At 42.1% G+C, this 17,503-nt stretch carries 18 protein-coding genes; 7 read left to right on the top strand and 11 right to left on the bottom strand.

The window, feature by feature from the left end; all coding sequences use genetic code 11:
• Nucleotides 1-1,237: 1,237 nt before the first annotated feature.
• The 7 genes from K5Q92_RS11075 to K5Q92_RS24235 form a co-directional block, all read right to left on the bottom strand.
• Nucleotides 1,238-2,005: a PRTRC system ThiF family protein gene (locus tag K5Q92_RS11075; RefSeq protein ID WP_220769069.1), complete on the bottom strand. Its 768-nt coding sequence runs from the start codon at nt 2,003-2,005 to the stop codon at nt 1,238-1,240.
• Nucleotides 2,005-2,778, bottom strand: a complete 774-nt coding sequence (locus K5Q92_RS11070) for a hypothetical protein (RefSeq protein ID WP_220769068.1) — start codon at nt 2,776-2,778, stop codon at nt 2,005-2,007. The genes K5Q92_RS11075 and K5Q92_RS11070 overlap by 1 nt, the downstream gene beginning before the upstream one ends.
• Before the next feature lie 51 nt (nt 2,779-2,829).
• Nucleotides 2,830-4,176 (bottom strand): hypothetical protein, encoded by a 1,347-nt coding sequence (locus tag K5Q92_RS11065; protein WP_220769067.1) that lies wholly within the window; start codon nt 4,174-4,176, stop codon nt 2,830-2,832.
• Nucleotides 4,177-4,270: 94 nt separating this feature from the next.
• Nucleotides 4,271-4,477, bottom strand: coding sequence for a hypothetical protein (locus K5Q92_RS11060; RefSeq protein ID WP_220769066.1), 207 nt, complete (start codon nt 4,475-4,477; stop codon nt 4,271-4,273).
• A gap of 11 nt (nt 4,478-4,488) precedes the next feature.
• Nucleotides 4,489-4,917, bottom strand: coding sequence for a hypothetical protein (locus K5Q92_RS11055; protein ID WP_220769065.1), 429 nt, complete (start codon nt 4,915-4,917; stop codon nt 4,489-4,491).
• 102 nt (nt 4,918-5,019) lie between these two features.
• Complete coding sequence (locus K5Q92_RS11050) at nt 5,020-6,852, bottom strand: ParB/RepB/Spo0J family partition protein (protein ID WP_220769064.1); 1,833 nt, start codon at nt 6,850-6,852, stop codon at nt 5,020-5,022.
• A 301-nt stretch (nt 6,853-7,153) separates the two neighbouring features.
• Entirely contained in the window at nt 7,154-7,288 is a 135-nt protein-coding gene (locus K5Q92_RS24235) for a hypothetical protein (RefSeq protein ID WP_259649546.1), read from the bottom strand.
• A 53-nt stretch (nt 7,289-7,341) separates the two neighbouring features.
• Here K5Q92_RS24235 and K5Q92_RS11045 point away from each other — a divergent pair, with 53 nt between their 5' ends.
• Entirely contained in the window at nt 7,342-7,866 is a 525-nt protein-coding gene (locus tag K5Q92_RS11045) for a hypothetical protein (RefSeq protein ID WP_220769063.1), read from the top strand.
• A 65-nt stretch (nt 7,867-7,931) separates the two neighbouring features.
• Here the strand turns inward: K5Q92_RS11045 and K5Q92_RS24230 are convergent, their stop codons facing one another.
• A complete protein-coding gene (locus K5Q92_RS24230) occupies nt 7,932-8,057 on the bottom strand; it encodes a hypothetical protein (protein WP_259649545.1) in 126 nt (41 codons plus the stop codon).
• 50 nt (nt 8,058-8,107) lie between these two features.
• Here K5Q92_RS24230 and K5Q92_RS11040 point away from each other — a divergent pair, with 50 nt between their 5' ends.
• Together K5Q92_RS11040 and K5Q92_RS11035 are read left to right on the top strand one after the other, a co-directional pair.
• Complete coding sequence (locus K5Q92_RS11040; RefSeq protein WP_220769062.1) at nt 8,108-9,028, top strand: hypothetical protein; 921 nt, start codon at nt 8,108-8,110, stop codon at nt 9,026-9,028.
• 66 nt (nt 9,029-9,094) lie between these two features.
• Entirely contained in the window at nt 9,095-9,592 is a 498-nt protein-coding gene (locus tag K5Q92_RS11035; RefSeq protein WP_220769061.1) for a hypothetical protein, read from the top strand.
• A gap of 616 nt (nt 9,593-10,208) precedes the next feature.
• Here K5Q92_RS11035 and rsgA read toward each other — a convergent pair.
• Genes rsgA through K5Q92_RS11020 form a run of 3 tightly spaced genes read right to left on the bottom strand, consistent with a single transcriptional unit; the run spans nt 10,209 to nt 12,984 of the window.
• Complete coding sequence (gene rsgA / locus K5Q92_RS11030; protein WP_220769060.1) at nt 10,209-11,246, bottom strand: ribosome small subunit-dependent GTPase A; 1,038 nt, start codon at nt 11,244-11,246, stop codon at nt 10,209-10,211.
• Between the two features lie 9 nt (nt 11,247-11,255).
• On the bottom strand, nt 11,256-11,798 hold the full coding sequence (locus tag K5Q92_RS11025) for a GNAT family N-acetyltransferase (RefSeq protein WP_220769059.1): 543 nt from the start codon (nt 11,796-11,798) through the stop codon (nt 11,256-11,258).
• Between the two features lie 4 nt (nt 11,799-11,802).
• Nucleotides 11,803-12,984, bottom strand: a complete 1,182-nt coding sequence (locus K5Q92_RS11020; protein WP_220769058.1) for a methyltransferase domain-containing protein — start codon at nt 12,982-12,984, stop codon at nt 11,803-11,805.
• 514 nt (nt 12,985-13,498) lie between these two features.
• Between K5Q92_RS11020 and K5Q92_RS11015 the strand changes: the two genes are divergently transcribed.
• From K5Q92_RS11015 to K5Q92_RS11000, 4 genes are all read left to right on the top strand, one after another.
• Entirely contained in the window at nt 13,499-14,116 is a 618-nt protein-coding gene (locus K5Q92_RS11015; protein WP_220769057.1) for an Abi-alpha family protein, read from the top strand.
• 60 nt (nt 14,117-14,176) lie between these two features.
• Entirely contained in the window at nt 14,177-14,833 is a 657-nt protein-coding gene (locus K5Q92_RS11010; protein WP_220769056.1) for a hypothetical protein, read from the top strand.
• Nucleotides 14,834-15,307: 474 nt separating this feature from the next.
• Nucleotides 15,308-17,065: a hypothetical protein gene (locus tag K5Q92_RS11005; protein WP_220769055.1), complete on the top strand. Its 1,758-nt coding sequence runs from the start codon at nt 15,308-15,310 to the stop codon at nt 17,063-17,065.
• Between the two features lie 56 nt (nt 17,066-17,121).
• Nucleotides 17,122-17,406 carry a hypothetical protein gene (locus K5Q92_RS11000; RefSeq protein WP_220769054.1) on the top strand — a complete coding sequence of 95 codons (285 nt, stop codon included), beginning with the start codon at nt 17,122-17,124 and terminating at the stop codon, nt 17,404-17,406.
• Nucleotides 17,407-17,503: the final 97 nt, after the last annotated feature.

Below are 17,503 nucleotides of genomic sequence, written 5' to 3'. Positions count from 1 at the left end.
TGGAGTGAGGCTATTTTAGCCTTTAAAAGCGATCATTTCTTGTAGAAGATCGGATCTTCTATATAACTGGATCAGAGTTTCTATTTTCTCGGCATATCGCAGCACACCTCTTTCTTAAGCCAAAATCAATGGCGTCATTTTTACCTTGCAGATCAAAACTGTATTTTTATAGACCAAAATATCTATAAGTCAGCCTTTTCTAGATCAGGATTTCTATAACTGAGCACTATCGGGTGTTGTTAGCGGCGTACAGTGGCGAACTGAGGACATTTCTATTCCAAATTATGCCTTACACCCTAATTTTTGTAATTTTCTGGTTTTGAAAATGTACTTTTTTTTGAAAAATAGTTGCTGGTGGGTATCAGTTTGCATTCCAAATCGAAATTTCTATAAGTTAGTGACCGTTTTGACTTTGTTCGGATCAATAATTCTATAAGTGACAATCGGTTAGGTAAAACCAAATGTAAGTGTATTGTTTTGTATCACTGGGGTAATTATAACATTTGTTTTAAATGGCTTAAGTGAAATCGAATCTCGTTATCGTATGCGTTTGTTTGCTTAAATGTTCAATTTGCCTCTATTTGAGATCAATATTTCTATAAGTTGGGGCATACCCAAACGGTATTGGTTTGGCTGCAGAATGAGCATTTTTTTAATGGAGACTCACCTTTGTAAAAGCACTTGGGTATTTTTTACCTTAATTATCAGGTTCTTGAAAAACGGTGCAACCTTTCTATAAGTAAACACTGATTCGCATTTAAGTAAAAATCTAAGTAAATCAAAGTCATTGCTGCTTCAATTGTGACCAGATATACGGATCATAAGCCTCGTTCGTGGCGTTTCAGATCACTATTTCTATAAGTGGGAACTGCCAATCAGGTTGCTTTTCAGCCTCGCAGATCAACTTTTCTATAAGTAGAGCAGTAAAAAGGGGTTTTGTTAGGATAAGACAGATCGGGTTTTCTATAAGTGAGCCTCATTTGTGCTTACTCATTGACCATGCAGATCGATTTTTCTATAAGTGCGCCAATTTTGTGATTATTCGTTAATCAGCGCAGATCTTTTTTTCTATAAGTGAGCCATCATTACGATTATTTGGTAATCAGCACAGATCGGTTTTTCTATAAGTGAGCCATCATTACGATTATTTGGTAATCAACACAGATCGATTTTTCTATAAGTAAAAAAAGACCGCTTTACTGGTTGGAGAGTAAAGCGGTCAAGGGAGATAACTGGTTTAGGCGTAGCCGAGTGCTGCCCATTGGTCGGGATGAACTGGAACGCTTGAGATATTGCCTGTTTTTACATCGATATATAAACCGTGGAAATCAATGCTGCCTGTTCGAAAAAGCGGGAATAACAACATTGATGCTGCGCTGGTGGCGGTAAGGTTATTGATCCCAAATGTTTGCTTTGAAATGGCCTCCTCTGTTGAGCAGCTTGGCGTATCATCTTCTGTTGGGGTTAATGATTGCCACTGAGTACCAAATAACTCAAACGGACTTGGTACATGAAATGACTCTGTTTTGCTGAGAGCTTGTGAGCCAATGAAGACATTGGCATTGAAATCATTATTGCCTAAGTCCAGCCACAGACCTTGTGATTGCAGTTTGTTTAGGTGGACACCAATGTCATAACGAACTGAGGCTTTATCAACTGCTGTGATCAATAAATCACAGCGAAGTAAATGCAGGTTTGAACCTGTGATAAATTCTGGCACTGCTTTCCAGTTAATTTCACCAAACATATTAAAACGAGAAATGAGGACTTCTGCTTTATTTTTACCAATATCATGTGACCAGAAATTCTGACGGTAAACATTGGAGTGGGAAACCTCGTCACCATCAATAGCAGTCACTCTTAGCCCTTTACCGCCAAGTCGCTTTAATATGCCATGCAGTTGAAATAACTGAGTCAGCATTGCCGAACCTGTACCACCAAGGCCTACCAGTGTTACGTCAACGACATCGGTTAGCCAGTGGTCGGGGATAGTTAATTTATTCATTATTTGGCACTCTTTTCGTTAAGACTCGTAAATAGGGAGTTAAGGCTAGTGATAGCTTCACCATTCGATACCGCTTTAACTATTTCACTTAAGCTACACAAAGGTTTGATACTGGCTGGAATATCTACTGGCTTTGATTGGTGATCTTCCCAAAAATGCCAGCCATTCTTAGGCGTATTGATAAACGACTGCAGGGTATGAAAGTGGGTAAAAGCCGACTCGTAAATGGTGGCTGCAGCTTCATCGATGCTCTCTGCCGTTTTATTGATTGGCAAAGTCGCTGAACCTTGGCAAAAGTTGTGGCTTTGATACAAGTTTGCGAGTGGCGCGATGTAAACCGTATCACTCAGGTTTGGGCGCATATCCGATGCCAAAGAGAAAACATAAAGCGAATCACCATGCTTAGGCATGATAAAGAGAAGTGCTGGCCAGATAGCGTTGTACTGAACTAGTTTCGACTCTCTACGCCACATGGGAGCTTTTCGGCTTGGCTCAAACCACATCACGACTTCTGAGTTATCGACTAGCAAGTTTGAGCGGATAAAGTCATTCTTATTTGAAGCTGTTTGATTTGGCTTTACTGCGTCTTGAATGACTTGTGCCACGGTTGACGACTCAACAATATAGCCATCACCTAAAATGCCTTGGCTATCAATGTTGTGTTTGGTTACACAAGCGCCATTGGTCGCACTCTTATAAAAAACGAGTGCGAACTCGGCAGTTGGGGCGGAGTATTTAGTGGTATCAAAATTGGGAGTAGCTTGTACATTCATAGCTGTGACTCAGTTGCTTTGCGATAGAGTCATTATGCAAAACTTCTTAAATCACGCTTGCGAGTTAAAATCTTGGTTTAGTAGTAATAAGCAGCGTTCGGCTAATGCCATATTGGATACTTCCGCAATACCTGCAGTTTCAGCCGTTAAATCAAGTCTCAAGGTATTAGATAAGCCGACTTGTTGCATTGAGTTGTTTTCTACATCATGTACTTGCTGCTCAAGCGTTGTGCCAAAGCAAATCCTAGTTGGCGCACCAATTTGATAATCACTGTTATGCTCCCAAGGGCTTGCATCTGTGGGTTGATAAAGTGAGCTAAAGATTTGCACAATGGTTTTAAGCACGTTAGCTGCAAAGCTTGCATCGAATGGTAGTAGTGGATTTGCGCGGAGCGTAGCAAGGCTATCAATGCTGTTTAAGATAAGTGATAGCTCGGTCTGTAAGTCTGGACGTTCCCCAAAGTCATAATCGTCTGTCCACCAGCTAGAAGATGTGGCCTGTACGTATTGGGCTGCATCTGCGATGTAGTCAACATCATCGCAATTAACTATCGCGCTATATAGTTCCGCATCTATTTCATCTTCTAAGGTGTCAATGTCACCATCTTCCGCAAGCTGGGATAAGTGTTCAAATGATAGCTGTGCTAGTAGCGGCCTAACCGTTTGAGTTTCATCTACGGTAATCTGGCAATCATCAAGCGTGACGACTTTACAAGCAATGGCTGACAATACTCTAATAGTTCTTAAGAATAACTTGGCAAGAGTGGGCGGCAGAAGATCTAAGTCGAACTCCAATGCTGATAAACAGCTTTCAGTGATTAGCTGCACACCAATATCATTGGTATCAACATCATCTTGAGTCGCATCAACGTCAGTAATCGCTAGCGTCATAGTCCAATCGCCTTGTGCAAATGATTCAAAAGATGACTTAACAGAAATGTCCTGCTGTGCTGCGAGTGCGTTGGCTTGAAACACAATGCTATTTGCGGCTTGAGCGTAATGCCCGATAAACTCTCTGCTCAATTCATAGCAAGCCATCAACTGTTTAGCGCTGCCCATTCGCGCAGCTAAGAAGTTAATAATCGATTGCTCTTTAACTAAATTATGCTCACAGCTAAAAGAGACTAGAGCTGACCAAAAATCGGCATCTTTAGCAATCTGTGGCTGGTGGTCATCAAAAAGCTGTTTTGTTTGCTCAAACGGAGAAGATAGCCATTGATTTGCCGAGTTAGACAGTGCGATTTGTTGCTTTGGCACTGTCAGATACCAAGGGGTAAAGATACGGCCTACATTATTGACGGCATCTGCGAACTGTCCATGTTCGATGGTATTTGCTGGCGCAATGGCTTGATTGAACGGTACATTGAAAACGCTTGAGACTGGCTGTGTGTTTGGCATGATTGGTTTCCTGTGATTGTACCGATGTTGCTGGTGTAGGAGGCTGCTTTCGCCTCCCATTGCTTAAGTTTTTCTTTGATTGATGGCTTCATAATTACCCATTAACCTTAATAGGTGGTGTCACCACGTTGTAGGTCATCATGCCATTCTCAATAACCGCATCTTCTTCAAAAACTCGCGTCCCTCTTAACATTGGGTAGTGCAGTGATAGCTCACGCACATTGGTATCCAAATCCATATCAGGCAGAGGGAAGTCCACTTTTAAAGCGCCAATTTTGATTTGTCTCGTTGCTGTAGTCATGCTGCCTCCTGTTAAAGTGAGTCTTGAGAAAATACATCGAACTCTGATGTATCGCTGTTTACTTGGATTGGTGCTGGCTTAGGTTTGGCAGGTGCAGCAGGTTTCAAATCAACACGGTTTGATGCGCTCTTAGCTGGTTTGGATTTCGCCTTTTTCTCGACCTCTGTGTTCAGTGCTGCAATGTTGGTTTCAACATTGGCCTGACTTGCTGCGATGGCTTGTGTTAACGCTGCGTCAATCTCGTCAATGTTTGCCGTGGCACGAATAGGGATAACTAATGACTTACGTAGTTGCTCAATCTCTTTGCTGCTTGAGGGGATATGCTGAGTCGGAAAACTGAGAATGAGGTTAGCTTTATCATCAGACTCAAGGTTGATGGTCATAACGGCTTTATTAAGGCCAGCGTTTTGAATGAGTTGGGCAATAGAAGAAATAGACATAGCTGAAATACTCTTAGTGGTTGTTGAGTGTATTAACTCATATTTGGGAATTTACGCTTGATAGATAGGCGCGGCCTGAGTTAAACAGGCCGCTAGTTTGGGTTAAGCGAGATTGAGGTAGTCAGTCGGGGCGTAGTGAGTCCAGTCAAAATCAAAAGCAAGAATCGCTTTGATCACATCTGGCTTTTTTTGCTTAAAGAGTTGGTCAAATGATACTTCCTTTGATGTCCCGTTAAAGGCATCAATAAAGCCTGAGTCCTTACAGATAACCTCAATAGCCCCAAGGTTGTAACCTGCTAGAATTTGCTCTGTCGGTTGCCAAGCTTGGGTAACGGCCTCCAAACGGTCTTCTTGCTGCTTGAGTAATTCAATCATTAGGGCTGTACCCGACTCACCACCACAACCACCTGATTGAGCCATGTGAACTACAGCGTTCAGCATCTCAGCTTGTACCTGCTTTAAATCAAGCGTGTAATAGTGAAGCACCATTTCATTAAAGCCATAGCGCGTACTTGAGCCATCTGTACCTGCAATGCGGTAGCCAGTTGAGTTACATAGTGAGGCTAAAGTCACTGCCAAGCGAAACTTGGGTTGATCAACAATTAGCTCTGCGCTGGTGGCGCGGTGAATTTGCTCATAAAGCTCAGTAATCGCTTTAGATGATTTCGATACGATAGGTGCATCTTCAACTTCTTTCTCTACTGCCGTTTCGTTTACATCAGTTGGGTTAGTGCTGGCTGTGTTCGACTCAACGGTTTGCTGTTGTGACTGTTCAATCGTTTTTGGTTTTGCATTGGCTTTGGCCTTTGCCTTGGCTTTTTTCTTATCGTTTTCTGCTTTAGTCAGTGTTGAGTAGCAATCAGTATCGATACACTGGTCTGTTTCAAAATCGCCCCACTTGAACGGGCGGTCATCGACTACGGTGCAGCGCTTTTCACAGTTCATACAGCCTGTTTTGTATTGGTTAACACCAACTTGTTTTGCATCAATGGTTCTGCGGTCAGACTCAGGCTTTGTTTCCCATAAAATCACATTACCAAAGCGTTCCTCAAGCTCGACCATGCGAACTTCTTTAAGCCAAGCATTCGTCTTTTCTGCATAACATGAACTCTTGCTGCACTTGGCATCTGACTCGTCTTCTTCCTCGCAAATATTAAATGCCAGTTGGCGACACGTATTGAAGCTACAGGCATCGCAATCTGAGGTATCGAACTTGGCCTTACCTAAATCGAGCTGGCGTTGCCCAGCACTTTTCTTGAGGTATTTAACGGTATAGGTCTGTGGGTCTTTTAAAATGGCGGCAAGGGTTTTGGCTTGCATTTCTTCATCAAAAATTGATAGCACCAGACCGTGACCAGCAATCACAGGTGAGTCGGGGTCGGCAATGTGGTCTTGCACTGACTCAATACAGCGCTTTAATTGCAGTCTATCTCTGAACTTGGCTTCACTATAACCAAGTTCTTTGGCTGCATCGGCATAATTGCCATCGTGAAGTGAGATATAGGTTTCAGCTAAATCTGCTTCATCCATAATCGAGACATTCTCACGCTCTTTATTCTCAGCCGCCATGACAGCAAGTGCCTCTTTATCGCTGTAGTGCGTCACCATAACGGGGACTGATGCAATATCGACTTCTAAAGCGGTGTCTCTGCGCCCATAACCTGCACAAAGTTCTAAACGGTGAGGATTTGATGGGCTTGGACGAACTGAGAGTGATTGCAATACGCCTCTTGTGCGAATACTTTCAACGAAACCAGCACTACGAGTTTTCTTACGTCTTTTATTACCACCTACGCTTAAATCATCAATCAAAGCTGGGTCAACGCGCAATACTGTGCCGTCTGTTAGTGAGTCGAAATCCATATTGCTTGCTGCTGTGATAGTCATCGCTGCTGCTGATAATGTTGCTGCTTGTGCTGATTCAATGTTTTGCATGACATTCTCCAAAGTGGAAGTAATTTTGTTTTGCTCTGTTGGTTACTATTCTCCACATTTTGAAAATCACGCTTGATGCCGATTCTTTGGCTTGGCATCGCGATAAACACTGGCTAGATAGGGATCAGCACTAAAACATCGGGTAAATCGAGCCTCTATCGGGGCTGTTTGAATTTCTTTGGCATTTGCAATATATTGAACATTCAGTGACCAACTGAATCCAACCACTGCTCTTAATAGAGCAATTCACCATTAAGTTATCCCAAGCAACTCACCTACCATTTTTCATTTGTAATTCTCATTACACATGGGATTTGTCACACCAATTTTCTGCCTCGGCAGCAAAGCCTAGCTGGTGGCCTACTAGCGGAGCGATGCTCGACATATCAATTTGATATTCACCAATAGAAATGCGCCTTAGGCTATTTCTACTCAACCAAACAGAGCCTCATTCCTGACGGGAGAAGGCTTTTAAACAGAGAGGTTTATATGACTTTAACTGCACACCAACAGCGAGAGCATGACCGTTACTTAGCGTTCAAAGAGTCTCTACCTAAGACAGCACCCATTGCGTGTGAGTTTACGGTAGGGGATTGGGTAACTTTTACCAATGAAGCTGGGGTTTTCTTTCGCAAACCAATACAAGTGATTGGGTTCGATAATGATCTAGAGCTAAACGACAGGTTTATCTATACCGAGTCTGATGCGTGGTGGTTTCCGTCAAAAGCTTGTGAGCTTAACGCTGTAGAGAAATCTGCTACAGGTTGCTTGATAGTGAGAGAACTGACCATGTTGACCACAAGCCATGAGATTGAAATTAGCCTTAAAGACGTAGACGAGCACTGGGAGCGGTTACTAAGCGAACATGAGCTACACACTGTCTTCGTTAACCGTCAATCCAAAGAGTTAGTCACCTTTTGTGAGGGAGACTTGATTTGGGCTACTGCGTTAGACCAAGCAATGTTTGATGCTGAAATAGCAAGAAATGTTGATTACTTTGAAAACCATTTATGAAGTCTTGTCATAAATCACTAAGCAATAACCCGATTGGCTTTATTTGAGAATCGATTGGGTCTGCTTTAATTCAACCAATTTTCTGCCTCGGCAGCAAAGCCTAGCTGGTGGCCTACTAGCGGAGCAATGCTCGACATATCACCTTGATATTCACCCTTAGAAACGAGTCTATGGCTATTTCTATCAACCAAATCGAGCCTTATTCCATACGGAAGCTGGCTCTTAAACACAGAGGTTTACCATGATTGATCAACTTTTAACGACAGCGGTTTTAAAAAATGTGATCGGCTGCGCTGGCAACATTAATGCAGTTAGGTACACGAATGACAATACGCTTTCAAAAATTAGTCAGGAATTAACAACACTGAAGTTGAAAGCCAATGATGTTAATGACGAGATCAGAATAAAGTCGGCTGAGCGCGCTATTGTCGTTTCTCTGCTAGTAGAGCGAATGACAAAAGATGGTCTCGACTTTTTAATGGTCGTGCCGGTTGTCTCTGGACTGTACAACAATGCAAATGAGCGAGTCTCTGAGCAAATCGTGTTGAATTTTGAGTCAGAACTGTCTCGGCAGGTTAACGAGTTTAGTTACGTTGATCTGGTGAAGCCTGGCACAAAAGAAAAAGCGATTATTTCGGACGTACTGAGAAGTGCAGCGAACAAGGTTAGAGAGCTGATGGTTCAGTCTCACACTGAGCATCAATACCTGATCGTGATGAACCACCATCAGCGTTCAGGGCTATCTGTCGAGGGCGCATACGTTGTTTCAAAATGCACGATTGAAGACTATCGAAAGCTACTTGGGGATGTACTCCTGAGCTCTGAAACCACGGCAAGTTACTCTTTTCATTTACGACAGTTGGTGCAAATGAGCACTGCTACAGGTCAATTTACTCCGACCGGAGTGGCCTTTGCAGAGCGAGCCTTAATAGGCGCTTTTGATGACGACGATTTTGTCGTTAAGTGTCCTAAACCGATACAAGACTCAATAGCTGAGTTGGGGGTGATAGGTAGCTTTATTCATTACAGCGTCAACTACACAGACTATTACAAATATGGTCTACAACAACATTTACAGTATTTTGTTAAACAGTCCATGAACTCGTTAACTGAGGTTGAGGACGTATGGCTTTCGGGCCTAGATAAAACTAACTGTATTTAACCACCAGCAGTCGGCAGCTAAACCTTTTGGGTTTAGCTGTCACATTAAATTATCGAGGGAGCAAATATGAAAACGATTATCGTAACAGGGCATATAGCAGGTGATAGTCCGATCACTAAGTCTGTACTAGCAGACGATTCAACAGAGGCGGAACAGGTGTTTGAACACTGGCTAATGACTGAAACTGGTGCGAGTGAGGTTTTTATTGACCACTGGATTGAGCTAGATGATTTGATGCCATCAACTCTTACACCATCAAAGAAAGAGATCGCTTTTACGGTTTCTGCACCACAAGCTGAAGCTAAGCGGCTGTATATATCATCGATAAAAGATGTCGATATGACAGACTTGTTTGACTACGACACACCAGATGATTTGCCGGAGTGGGAATGGGTTGAGGCTAATTCTTCTTACTCATGCAAACACAACAATTCAAGCGGGGTATGGGACTTTATTGTGAATTTGAGTCGCGAATTAACCGATATACCGACAAGTTTAGTTGAGACTATTGAGTCAGCAAAAGCTAACAACTGTAGTTATATTCTATTTAACCAAGGCACTTAAATTACGTGCCTACACCCTCTAAAGCCGTGTCTCGATTGAGATGCGGCTTTTTTTAAATTTTTTGGCAGATCTTTTTTAAATTGGGTTAGGATAATTATTGTGACGACATGGAGTGGTCATTATGTTCAACTACAGGGAATTTGATTATGAACATCTACTACAAAGAAAAATCGTTTTTGATAGGGCTATTGATACTGGCGATCCTCAGTTTAGAGATCTATAAATGGAATCAAAAAATTGCAGATCCCCGAGATGGACCTGGGTTCATGGATGACGATAGCGTTGCAATTAGGGCTGAACGTCTAGCTGAACCTATCTCTAGGACAGCTAGGAACAAAAATTTAGCTACCGGGTTGCAGAGACTATTGACCATTGCTGTGACTACAGTACATTTCTGGTAGAAATCAGTTTGGCCGCAAACAGTCAGTTATGTGGCCATTTAAAAGGGATGGCTCCACCAATAAATGCCCCGTTACCAGTTAGAGTTAATACTCATTCACACTTTGTTAATACGATTTTGCCTTACTAAAAGTAATATTTTTCTGTATAGAGAATTACTTTTATTAGATGATCAATAGAGCCAATGGTTTGTGATTAATGATGATTCTTTAAATGGTTATCGAAACTTTTTAGCCGATCGCGCTTTCTCTTGAACGGAGTTCACCATCTTCGTAAACGCACGATCTTTCGCTCTTCTCTCCGCCAATGTCGCACTGTTGTGGGCTTCTTCGCGCAGTAGCTTTTTGTAGTTATCTAATCGCCTAGAGGATAGCTCTCCGCTTTCTACTGCCTTTCTAACCGCACAACTTGGTTCATTCTCATGCAGGCAGTCACTAAAACGACATTGAGATGCGAGGGATTCAATATCGGCAAAGGTGAGTTGAATCCCTTCTTTGACATCGCTCAGTTGTAACTCTCGCATTCCTGGCGTGTCCATCAACAAACCACCTCTGAGTAACCATCTAATAGCACGATGGGTAGTGGTATGGCGACCTTTGCTGTCTTGTTCACGAATATGGCCAGTTTCCATTTCATGGCGACCAAGTAAGCAATTGACCAGTGTTGATTTTCCTACACCCGAGGAGCCGAGAAACCCAATGGTCTTGCCTTTCTGACAGTAATTTCCCAATATAGAAACATCTTGGCTATCCAGTGCGTTAACACAGTGAACGCTCAATAGCGGGTCAAGCTGTTGTACTTGCGCACGAATATTATCAGGATCAGGGCATAAATCGGTTTTTGTCAGCACAATCACGGGCTGAGCGCCTGCTTCATTGGCTAAAGCCAAATAGCGCTCAATCCGATTTAAGCTGAAATCTTCATTGAGTGAACTGACGATAAAAACACAATCAATGTTGGCCGCGATGAGTTGTCGTTTGAGAGTGCTGCCAGCCGCTTTACGTTGGAATAAGGATTGTCTTTCGAGCACACGAAGTATTCGCTGGTGATCGAACACAACCCAATCGCCCACGCATACCGCTTCGAGTTTCGGCGGGAGATTGAATCGTGAAGTGCCTTTTTCACTCATTAAAACAACGTCAGATTTATGATGTTCGATGATTCGACCGAGCGAGCCGTTCTCTAACTCTTCTAAAGACAGTTGCTGCTGGAAAAAAGGTCGCATACCTAACTCTAGTAATGAAGGAGCGTTCATGTTCACCACCTACCAATAATAGGGATTGTCGATGGCGGGTAAACATGTTGATTTGCCCACAATGTGAGGGATCACCTCACCGACTAAAGATTGTGCAATCCAACCTTCAGGGTAGGACAAATCTAGCGGAGCTTGAATCACATCCTGACTGATTGGTTCGAATCCTGTTTTTGAGTAAAAGTTGATATCCCCGTAAGTAATGGCAACTGTGACGCCTTTTTCTCTCAGCGTCGCTAAGCCAAATTTGATTAACCCTTGGCCTACACCTTGCCCCTGACAATCTGTTGCAACGGCCACGGGGGCTAAAAGGAAGATGTTTTCACCATTTGGAAACGATAGGCGAGAGAAAAGGATACTACCGACAATGCGTTTATTGTCATCTTGCGCAATAAACACATAAAGATCCTCATCTTTGGTCGGTTGCGTGAGAAAGTCTTCTACCAGCTTCGCAATCAATCCACCTTCTTCTTTACCTTCTGAATCGGAAAATGTGTCATTGAACAGTGTAATAATTTTTTGAGTTTGTTCTTGTTTGTATAAAGAGTATTTCATGCGTCTATCTCTTAGCTAGCTTTAAAATAAAGTACTGATAAGTGAAGTCTTTTGCAGCACTGCGCTCGTAAACTGAAATCTCTTTCTTAATGTCCAGTAACGCTTGGGACGAGGGCATAACAGCTTGCAATTCCTCAACTCGGTCTTGTAGCGGTTGCCAGTAGTTTTGCCATGCATCGACGCTTAATGAGAAGTGTTCGATCACGTCGTAGCCATGCTTTTTGAACAGAGCGAGTCGTTTAGGTATCGATTGAATGTCTGGGTAGTCTGCCAGCCAAAACTGTTTTGTCTCTTCGTCGGGAGAGTCAGTCAGCCAAACCAAATCACTCACCATCAGTACACCATTATCTTTTAACAAAGGCTTCCATTGTTTTAGCGCGTTCTCCATCCCCATAATGTAGACGCAGCCTTCCGCCCAAATGGCATCAAAACTCTTTGCCTGAAATGGCAGTTCCGTCATGGAGGCACAAACAGGAGAAATCCGCTCATGTAACTGTGCGTTTTGGATTTTTTTATTGAGCTGTTCGATAGCTATAGGCTCATTATCAACGGCGGTAATGTGCGCGGTACAGTTATCGGCTAGCATTAATGTTGAGGTGCCAGTGCCACAACCAATGTCTAAAATATCGGTCATTGTCTGAGACGATATCAACGAAATCGCTTTTAACGAGTCTTTGTGACTCCCTGGCCCCCATCTTTCTAATGTTGCAAAGACCGTCATAAAGTCTTTCATGTAACTCTCGTGTTCGTTCATATCTTTTGATAACCACTTTAATCTGAGCGCTTCTTTTTCACTGTAACCCTGTGTACTTAACCAGTTTAAGTAAGCGCTAGGTGCACTTTGACTCAGAGAATGGTGTAACTCTCTTTGTGGACGTTCCCCAAGTAATGCCAGTAGCAATTCACGAGCGTGGATTTTTTTATCAATCTCATGGTTGAGTTGCGTTAGCCGATTTTCCAATAAGCTTCGGCTTAATTTGGCGTCCAAGCATTGTTCGCACTCTTTCAATGATAGACCTGCGCTTTGAAGTTGTTGAATCAACATCAGTCGATGCAAATCGTTTTCGCTGTAATAGCGGTATCCATTGTCAAGGCGCTGACCGTTAATCAGCCCTAACTTCTCGTAATAGAGTAAGGTGGTGCGAGATATACCCGCCTTTGCTGCCAGTTCCGAAATCAAATACATGTGAGATTTGACCTAGATGTTGTTCGTATGTGGAGAGTATGAACTATGGAGTAGTAGACAGGTCAAGCGCCGTGTTCGAATTTTTCGCCAACAGTTGCAGAAGTGAGATGATAGTAGTGAGGACTGCGGATGATTTTGAGTTTTTAGTCGGTAGCTAGTAGCCAATTTTCAATACCAGAACTTATTTGTGAAAAGCTAAATTAGCAAGCTTCCTAAAACAGTTTTGTCCAACTTCGAGTCAGCGAGCTCTTCACTGACTCACTTTTGCCCCAAAATCATTTTCACTGATAAAAATGGTAAGTAGCACAATTAAAGCTTTGTCTATAGAAAAGCTAATGCGAAAGATTTTGGTTTAGTCGAAACGTTATGTCTGCCCCACCTTTTACTTTTAGATATCATTCCAAGCTAGCTACTCTAATATATTGTTATTATGTAGACTACTGTGGTGTTAAAGTTTTCAAAGTTGGTATCTGCACAACGCATATATCGTATACATCCAAAGAGTATAAATAGCATGGTAGAGAAAGAAATAAGCATTACTACAGACGGTGTTGTCTTTAAGGGAGATATAGTTGATGCTATTACTGCACCAATAGCTACGGTATCTCGAACGGCGGATAGCTTTTTGCGAGTAGTTGAACATTTGGTCGGTTTGCAAGCTGATTTTTTTGAACGTCGATTAGTTACTTTTCGAACTACTTACACTGAAGGTTATAAAAACATACCCACAAAGCAGCGTATTGAGCCGACTCTAAAACTTGGTTGTAATGTCTTAAGAAATGTTTCCTACGCTGCTGAAGAGCAAGAGATTCAAAAGCTATTTGCCCAACTTCTCCTTTCTGCATCTGATACAGATTATGCAGACTTTGTCCATCCTAGCTATGCATCTGTAATCAATGATATGTCAGCAACAGATGCTCATGTTCTTTCTTGTGTATTTGGTAGTAAAGTCGAGGAAAAGCCCGAAGCCAGTGAAGCTAATATTTTGAAATCACTTTCTAACTTAACTCGTCTAGGGCTTATTGAATTGCAAGACAAAAACACACCCAATAATCCATTGAATTATTGGGTAAGATCCTTAACATTATACGGTGAGGATTTCATAAAGGTAGTTCTTCGGCCAGAAAACTAACTAGGGGCTTAAGACGGATTTTCAAACGATTGGCGTTTAGGTTGTAGATCTGGAGAGATAATGAATAAAATATTAATTCAGCGTTTTAATGAATTGCAAGATCAACTAGATACGATTAAAAGCACTAAGACTACAGTACAAGGAACATATGGTCCTTCTGAAACAATTGATAATGAGCTATTTATTGGTTGGAAAGTTAAGGTAAGACATTTATTGAGTACCGTATGTGGTGAAAACTCACAACACTTTTTAGCTTTTGACGCAAATGAAAAGCTTAAAACAATAGGGTCTTTATATGGTGACCTAAGACGTCTAGGTGCTATATTCTCAGCGGCAAAAGAAGACTTCGAAGGTGGCTATCTTATCTCGCTAAAGCAACTAGTTCAGGCTGAAGTGTTCGAAAGTGAATTGATGCAAGCTGAAGAGCTTCTTAAAAATGGTTATAAGCTAGCTTCTGCTGTAATTGCGGGGGTTGTTTTAGAAACAGCATTGCGTGATTTATGTTCTGATAATGCTATTCCCCATGGCAAACTCGACACAATGAATTCTCAACTTGCTAAGCTAGGGCTGTACAATAAATTACAGCAGAAGCAAATTACAGCTATCGCAGATATCCGTAACAATGCGGCACATGGAAAACCTGAATTGTTTTCTGAGAAAGATGTTCAAAATATGATTAGAGATATAGAGTCGTTTCTATTGAGCTATATGTCATAGGAAGCCCTAAAGTTTCAAGGTACTTTTTCTAACTTGAACTCTGCGCATTAGTGCAAAAAATCTAGCTCATTTCTGTCCAAAAATTGGTTAGAAGCCAGTTCATAAACGCTGTGTTCATAAACGCTTGTTAGTGTCGCAAGGTAATCGAAACAACTTGTTTATTTGCCAGCAAAGCCATCTTGGAATAGTATAAATATTACTCGGGTAGCCGAGCCACCATTAAGAAATCCAATCTCAATCAGAACTAACCTCTGATCACCAATTAATTTGCCTCCCTCATAAGACATCTGAAGCGACTGCTTCACATGGCCTATGCCATACCATTTTTACTGCTGTGCAGTGAAGATCTAGCTTGTGATCGACAAGCGGGGCGTTGCCCGACATACCTCTGGTATTAACCATTCTTGGCATTCTGCCATTCACCACTGAGCTTCATCCCGTTAGGGACGAATTTCACTCCATCTCGGAGGCAATATGTTCAATTCAAACCAAGTGATCCAAACCTTTAACCCTCATTATGATTATGATGTGCTAGAACATGATCACCCTAAGTACGAAACCACTGTAGCAAGGGCTGAAAAGCTGTTTCTTGATAATTATGTGGTTTGTCTTGGTCTCAGCGGAAAGGACTCAGGCGCAGCTTTAGTGTGCGTCATTGAAGGACTTCGCAGAGCAATAGCAATTAATCCTGATGTGGGACCATTGTATATTGCGACAACAAACACGGGCTTGGACAACATGGTGCTGCATGATTACATGTTAACGCTCCATGAAGATGCCGAAATTTATGCTAAAACGCATGGGCTTCCGATCTTCACTCGTGAACTCAATCCATCACTCGCTGCTAATCCCCTAGTTGAATATCTAGGGCGCGGGAAGCTCTTACGCAGTGCAAAAACAACAAGTAAGGCAAGAGATTGCGCTTATAGTTGGAAAATCTTACCCATGAAAGCGTTTTTAGCAGAAGTGGGGGCTAAACACCAAACTAATAAAGTCTGTTCCGTCAGTGGCTCAAGAGATGATGAATCAGCGATTCGAGCTGCCAACTTAAAAAAGCGTAATGAAAGTGCTGAACGAATAGTTGCGACTGATTTAGGTCTAAGTCAATCATTGATAAAAGATTGGACGCTGGATGATGTCTGGTCACTATTTCGCATCATTGATGACGGTGACATTGAGGCGTTTTCGGACAACCTTAATCTAATGAAAAAGCACTACTCTGCAGGCAATGGCGGCACATGTGATTTGTTCGCAAAAGGCGCAAGTTCCAAATTTTGTGGGGCCAGATTTGGTTGTGTTCTGTGCTGTATGTCCAAAAATGATGACTCGTTAGAGGCACAAATATCAATTGATCCAGAAACTTATGGATTTATGAAACCACTTAATCAGCTGAGGCGATATATGCTAAACACGCTGTTCGGTTATAACCATCGAGCACTTGTTGGTCGTCAGATGAAAGAGGGGTGGGTCAAGGTTGGTATAAACCAATACAACCTCGAATATCGAGCAAATCTGTTGAGAATGGTATTGTCGTTGCAATACGATTGCTATCAGAAAACAGGCAACTTTGATATTTCACTGGTTGATTATAAGGAGCTGGTGGCTATTCAGTATCACTGGGCAAGAGAGGGCGGTGAAAGCGAGCCTGGGTTAGCGTTTAAAATTTGGCATGAAGTGTATAACGAAGGCAAATTTTATCCGATCCCCGAGACCGTTGAAGTTGAACAAGCCTTTACACCTGAGTACCTTTATTTTCCTCTTGGCGATTATGTTGATTATACCGATTCGCAAGGATTGGATGACGATATGTTGTATGGAGAACATAAAGATGCAGCGATGGTTTATTATCGAGATGGTGTAAGCAATCAAGTGATTCGTTTTACTGAGTCTAAGCAGTTAAAAGTCGTTACTGAGGGCGCGAAAGCGATGATGTTTGTCGAAGAGTATTATCTGCGTTTACGGGATAGTGGTCATCTAACAGACAAATGCCCGACTGTAATGCTCAAAGCTCTGCTTGAGTCTGGCGTTATTGAGATCCCAAAGGGGTCAATATCTCGCTTGAATGATGATGCAAAACGAGCTCAAACGCTTAATTCGTTGAGAAACCCTGACGGTATACCGGTTGATCAACTCATTATGGCGCGAGCTGTACCAAAAAAAATCATGGAGCAAATAGTTCAAAATGAGAATGCAGCTAAGGCAGAAGCCTTGCAACCATCTTTATTTGGCTAAGACCTCCCTTTGAAGCCCGCATTATGCGGGCTTTTTTTATTTTCGATGGAGTTGATATGAAAATATTTAGACTGTTAAGTTTTGGCTTAATGCTAGTGGTTACTCAAGCAAGCGCTACTTCACAAGCGATACTGGTAGACGAGGAACTAAGGGGCGTTGCTGCGGCTAAACTCCAAAGTTACTTCGGGCAAAAGCCAAAATGTATGGGTAAATTGAGCGAAATGGAGCAGATTAAGCAAAAGTCGCTCATAAATGAGTTACTGTCATTTTGCCAAGTCGGGGCGCTGAATGATAAAGACTGTGAATTGCTTGCAAGAGAGCTCAAGGCGTTGAAGATTTAATCAGTAACAAAAGCTATTGGTATATTTTCACAGCCAGAAAGTTTAGTTAAATTGGGGCAATAATTTGGTTTTAAAGTTTGAGCCTATTCAAGCTGAC

The sequence above is a fragment of the Shewanella sp. MBTL60-007 genome, assembly GCF_019654915.1.
GTDB lineage: Bacteria > Pseudomonadota > Gammaproteobacteria > Enterobacterales > Shewanellaceae > Shewanella.
The sequence above is the reverse complement of the archived record's forward strand: the minus strand, read 5'-3'. Positions and strand labels throughout refer to the sequence as shown.

Bases quoted from the DNA above. Each gene is read 5' to 3' on its own strand.
- K5Q92_RS11075 (WP_220769069.1), bottom strand. From the start codon at position 2,005: ATGAATAAATTAACTATCCCCGACCACTGGCTAACCGATGTCGTTGAC.
- K5Q92_RS11045 (WP_220769063.1), top strand. From the start codon at position 7,342: ATGACTTTAACTGCACACCAACAGCGAGAGCATGACCGTTACTTAGCG.
- K5Q92_RS11005 (WP_220769055.1), top strand. From the start codon at position 15,308: ATGTTCAATTCAAACCAAGTGATCCAAACCTTTAACCCTCATTATGAT.
- K5Q92_RS11000 (WP_220769054.1), top strand. From the start codon at position 17,122: ATGAAAATATTTAGACTGTTAAGTTTTGGCTTAATGCTAGTGGTTACT.
- K5Q92_RS11025 (WP_220769059.1), bottom strand. From the start codon at position 11,798: ATGAAATACTCTTTATACAAACAAGAACAAACTCAAAAAATTATTACA.
- K5Q92_RS11070 (WP_220769068.1), bottom strand. From the start codon at position 2,778: ATGAATGTACAAGCTACTCCCAATTTTGATACCACTAAATACTCCGCC.
- K5Q92_RS11015 (WP_220769057.1), top strand. From the start codon at position 13,499: ATGGTAGAGAAAGAAATAAGCATTACTACAGACGGTGTTGTCTTTAAG.
- K5Q92_RS11065 (WP_220769067.1), bottom strand. From the start codon at position 4,176: ATGCCAAACACACAGCCAGTCTCAAGCGTTTTCAATGTACCGTTCAAT.
- rsgA (WP_220769060.1), bottom strand. From the start codon at position 11,246: ATGAACGCTCCTTCATTACTAGAGTTAGGTATGCGACCTTTTTTCCAG.
- K5Q92_RS11055 (WP_220769065.1), bottom strand. From the start codon at position 4,917: ATGTCTATTTCTTCTATTGCCCAACTCATTCAAAACGCTGGCCTTAAT.
- K5Q92_RS11020 (WP_220769058.1), bottom strand. From the start codon at position 12,984: ATGTATTTGATTTCGGAACTGGCAGCAAAGGCGGGTATATCTCGCACC.
- K5Q92_RS11040 (WP_220769062.1), top strand. From the start codon at position 8,108: ATGATTGATCAACTTTTAACGACAGCGGTTTTAAAAAATGTGATCGGC.
- K5Q92_RS11060 (WP_220769066.1), bottom strand. From the start codon at position 4,477: ATGACTACAGCAACGAGACAAATCAAAATTGGCGCTTTAAAAGTGGAC.
- K5Q92_RS11050 (WP_220769064.1), bottom strand. From the start codon at position 6,852: ATGCAAAACATTGAATCAGCACAAGCAGCAACATTATCAGCAGCAGCG.
- K5Q92_RS11035 (WP_220769061.1), top strand. From the start codon at position 9,095: ATGAAAACGATTATCGTAACAGGGCATATAGCAGGTGATAGTCCGATC.
- K5Q92_RS11010 (WP_220769056.1), top strand. From the start codon at position 14,177: ATGAATAAAATATTAATTCAGCGTTTTAATGAATTGCAAGATCAACTA.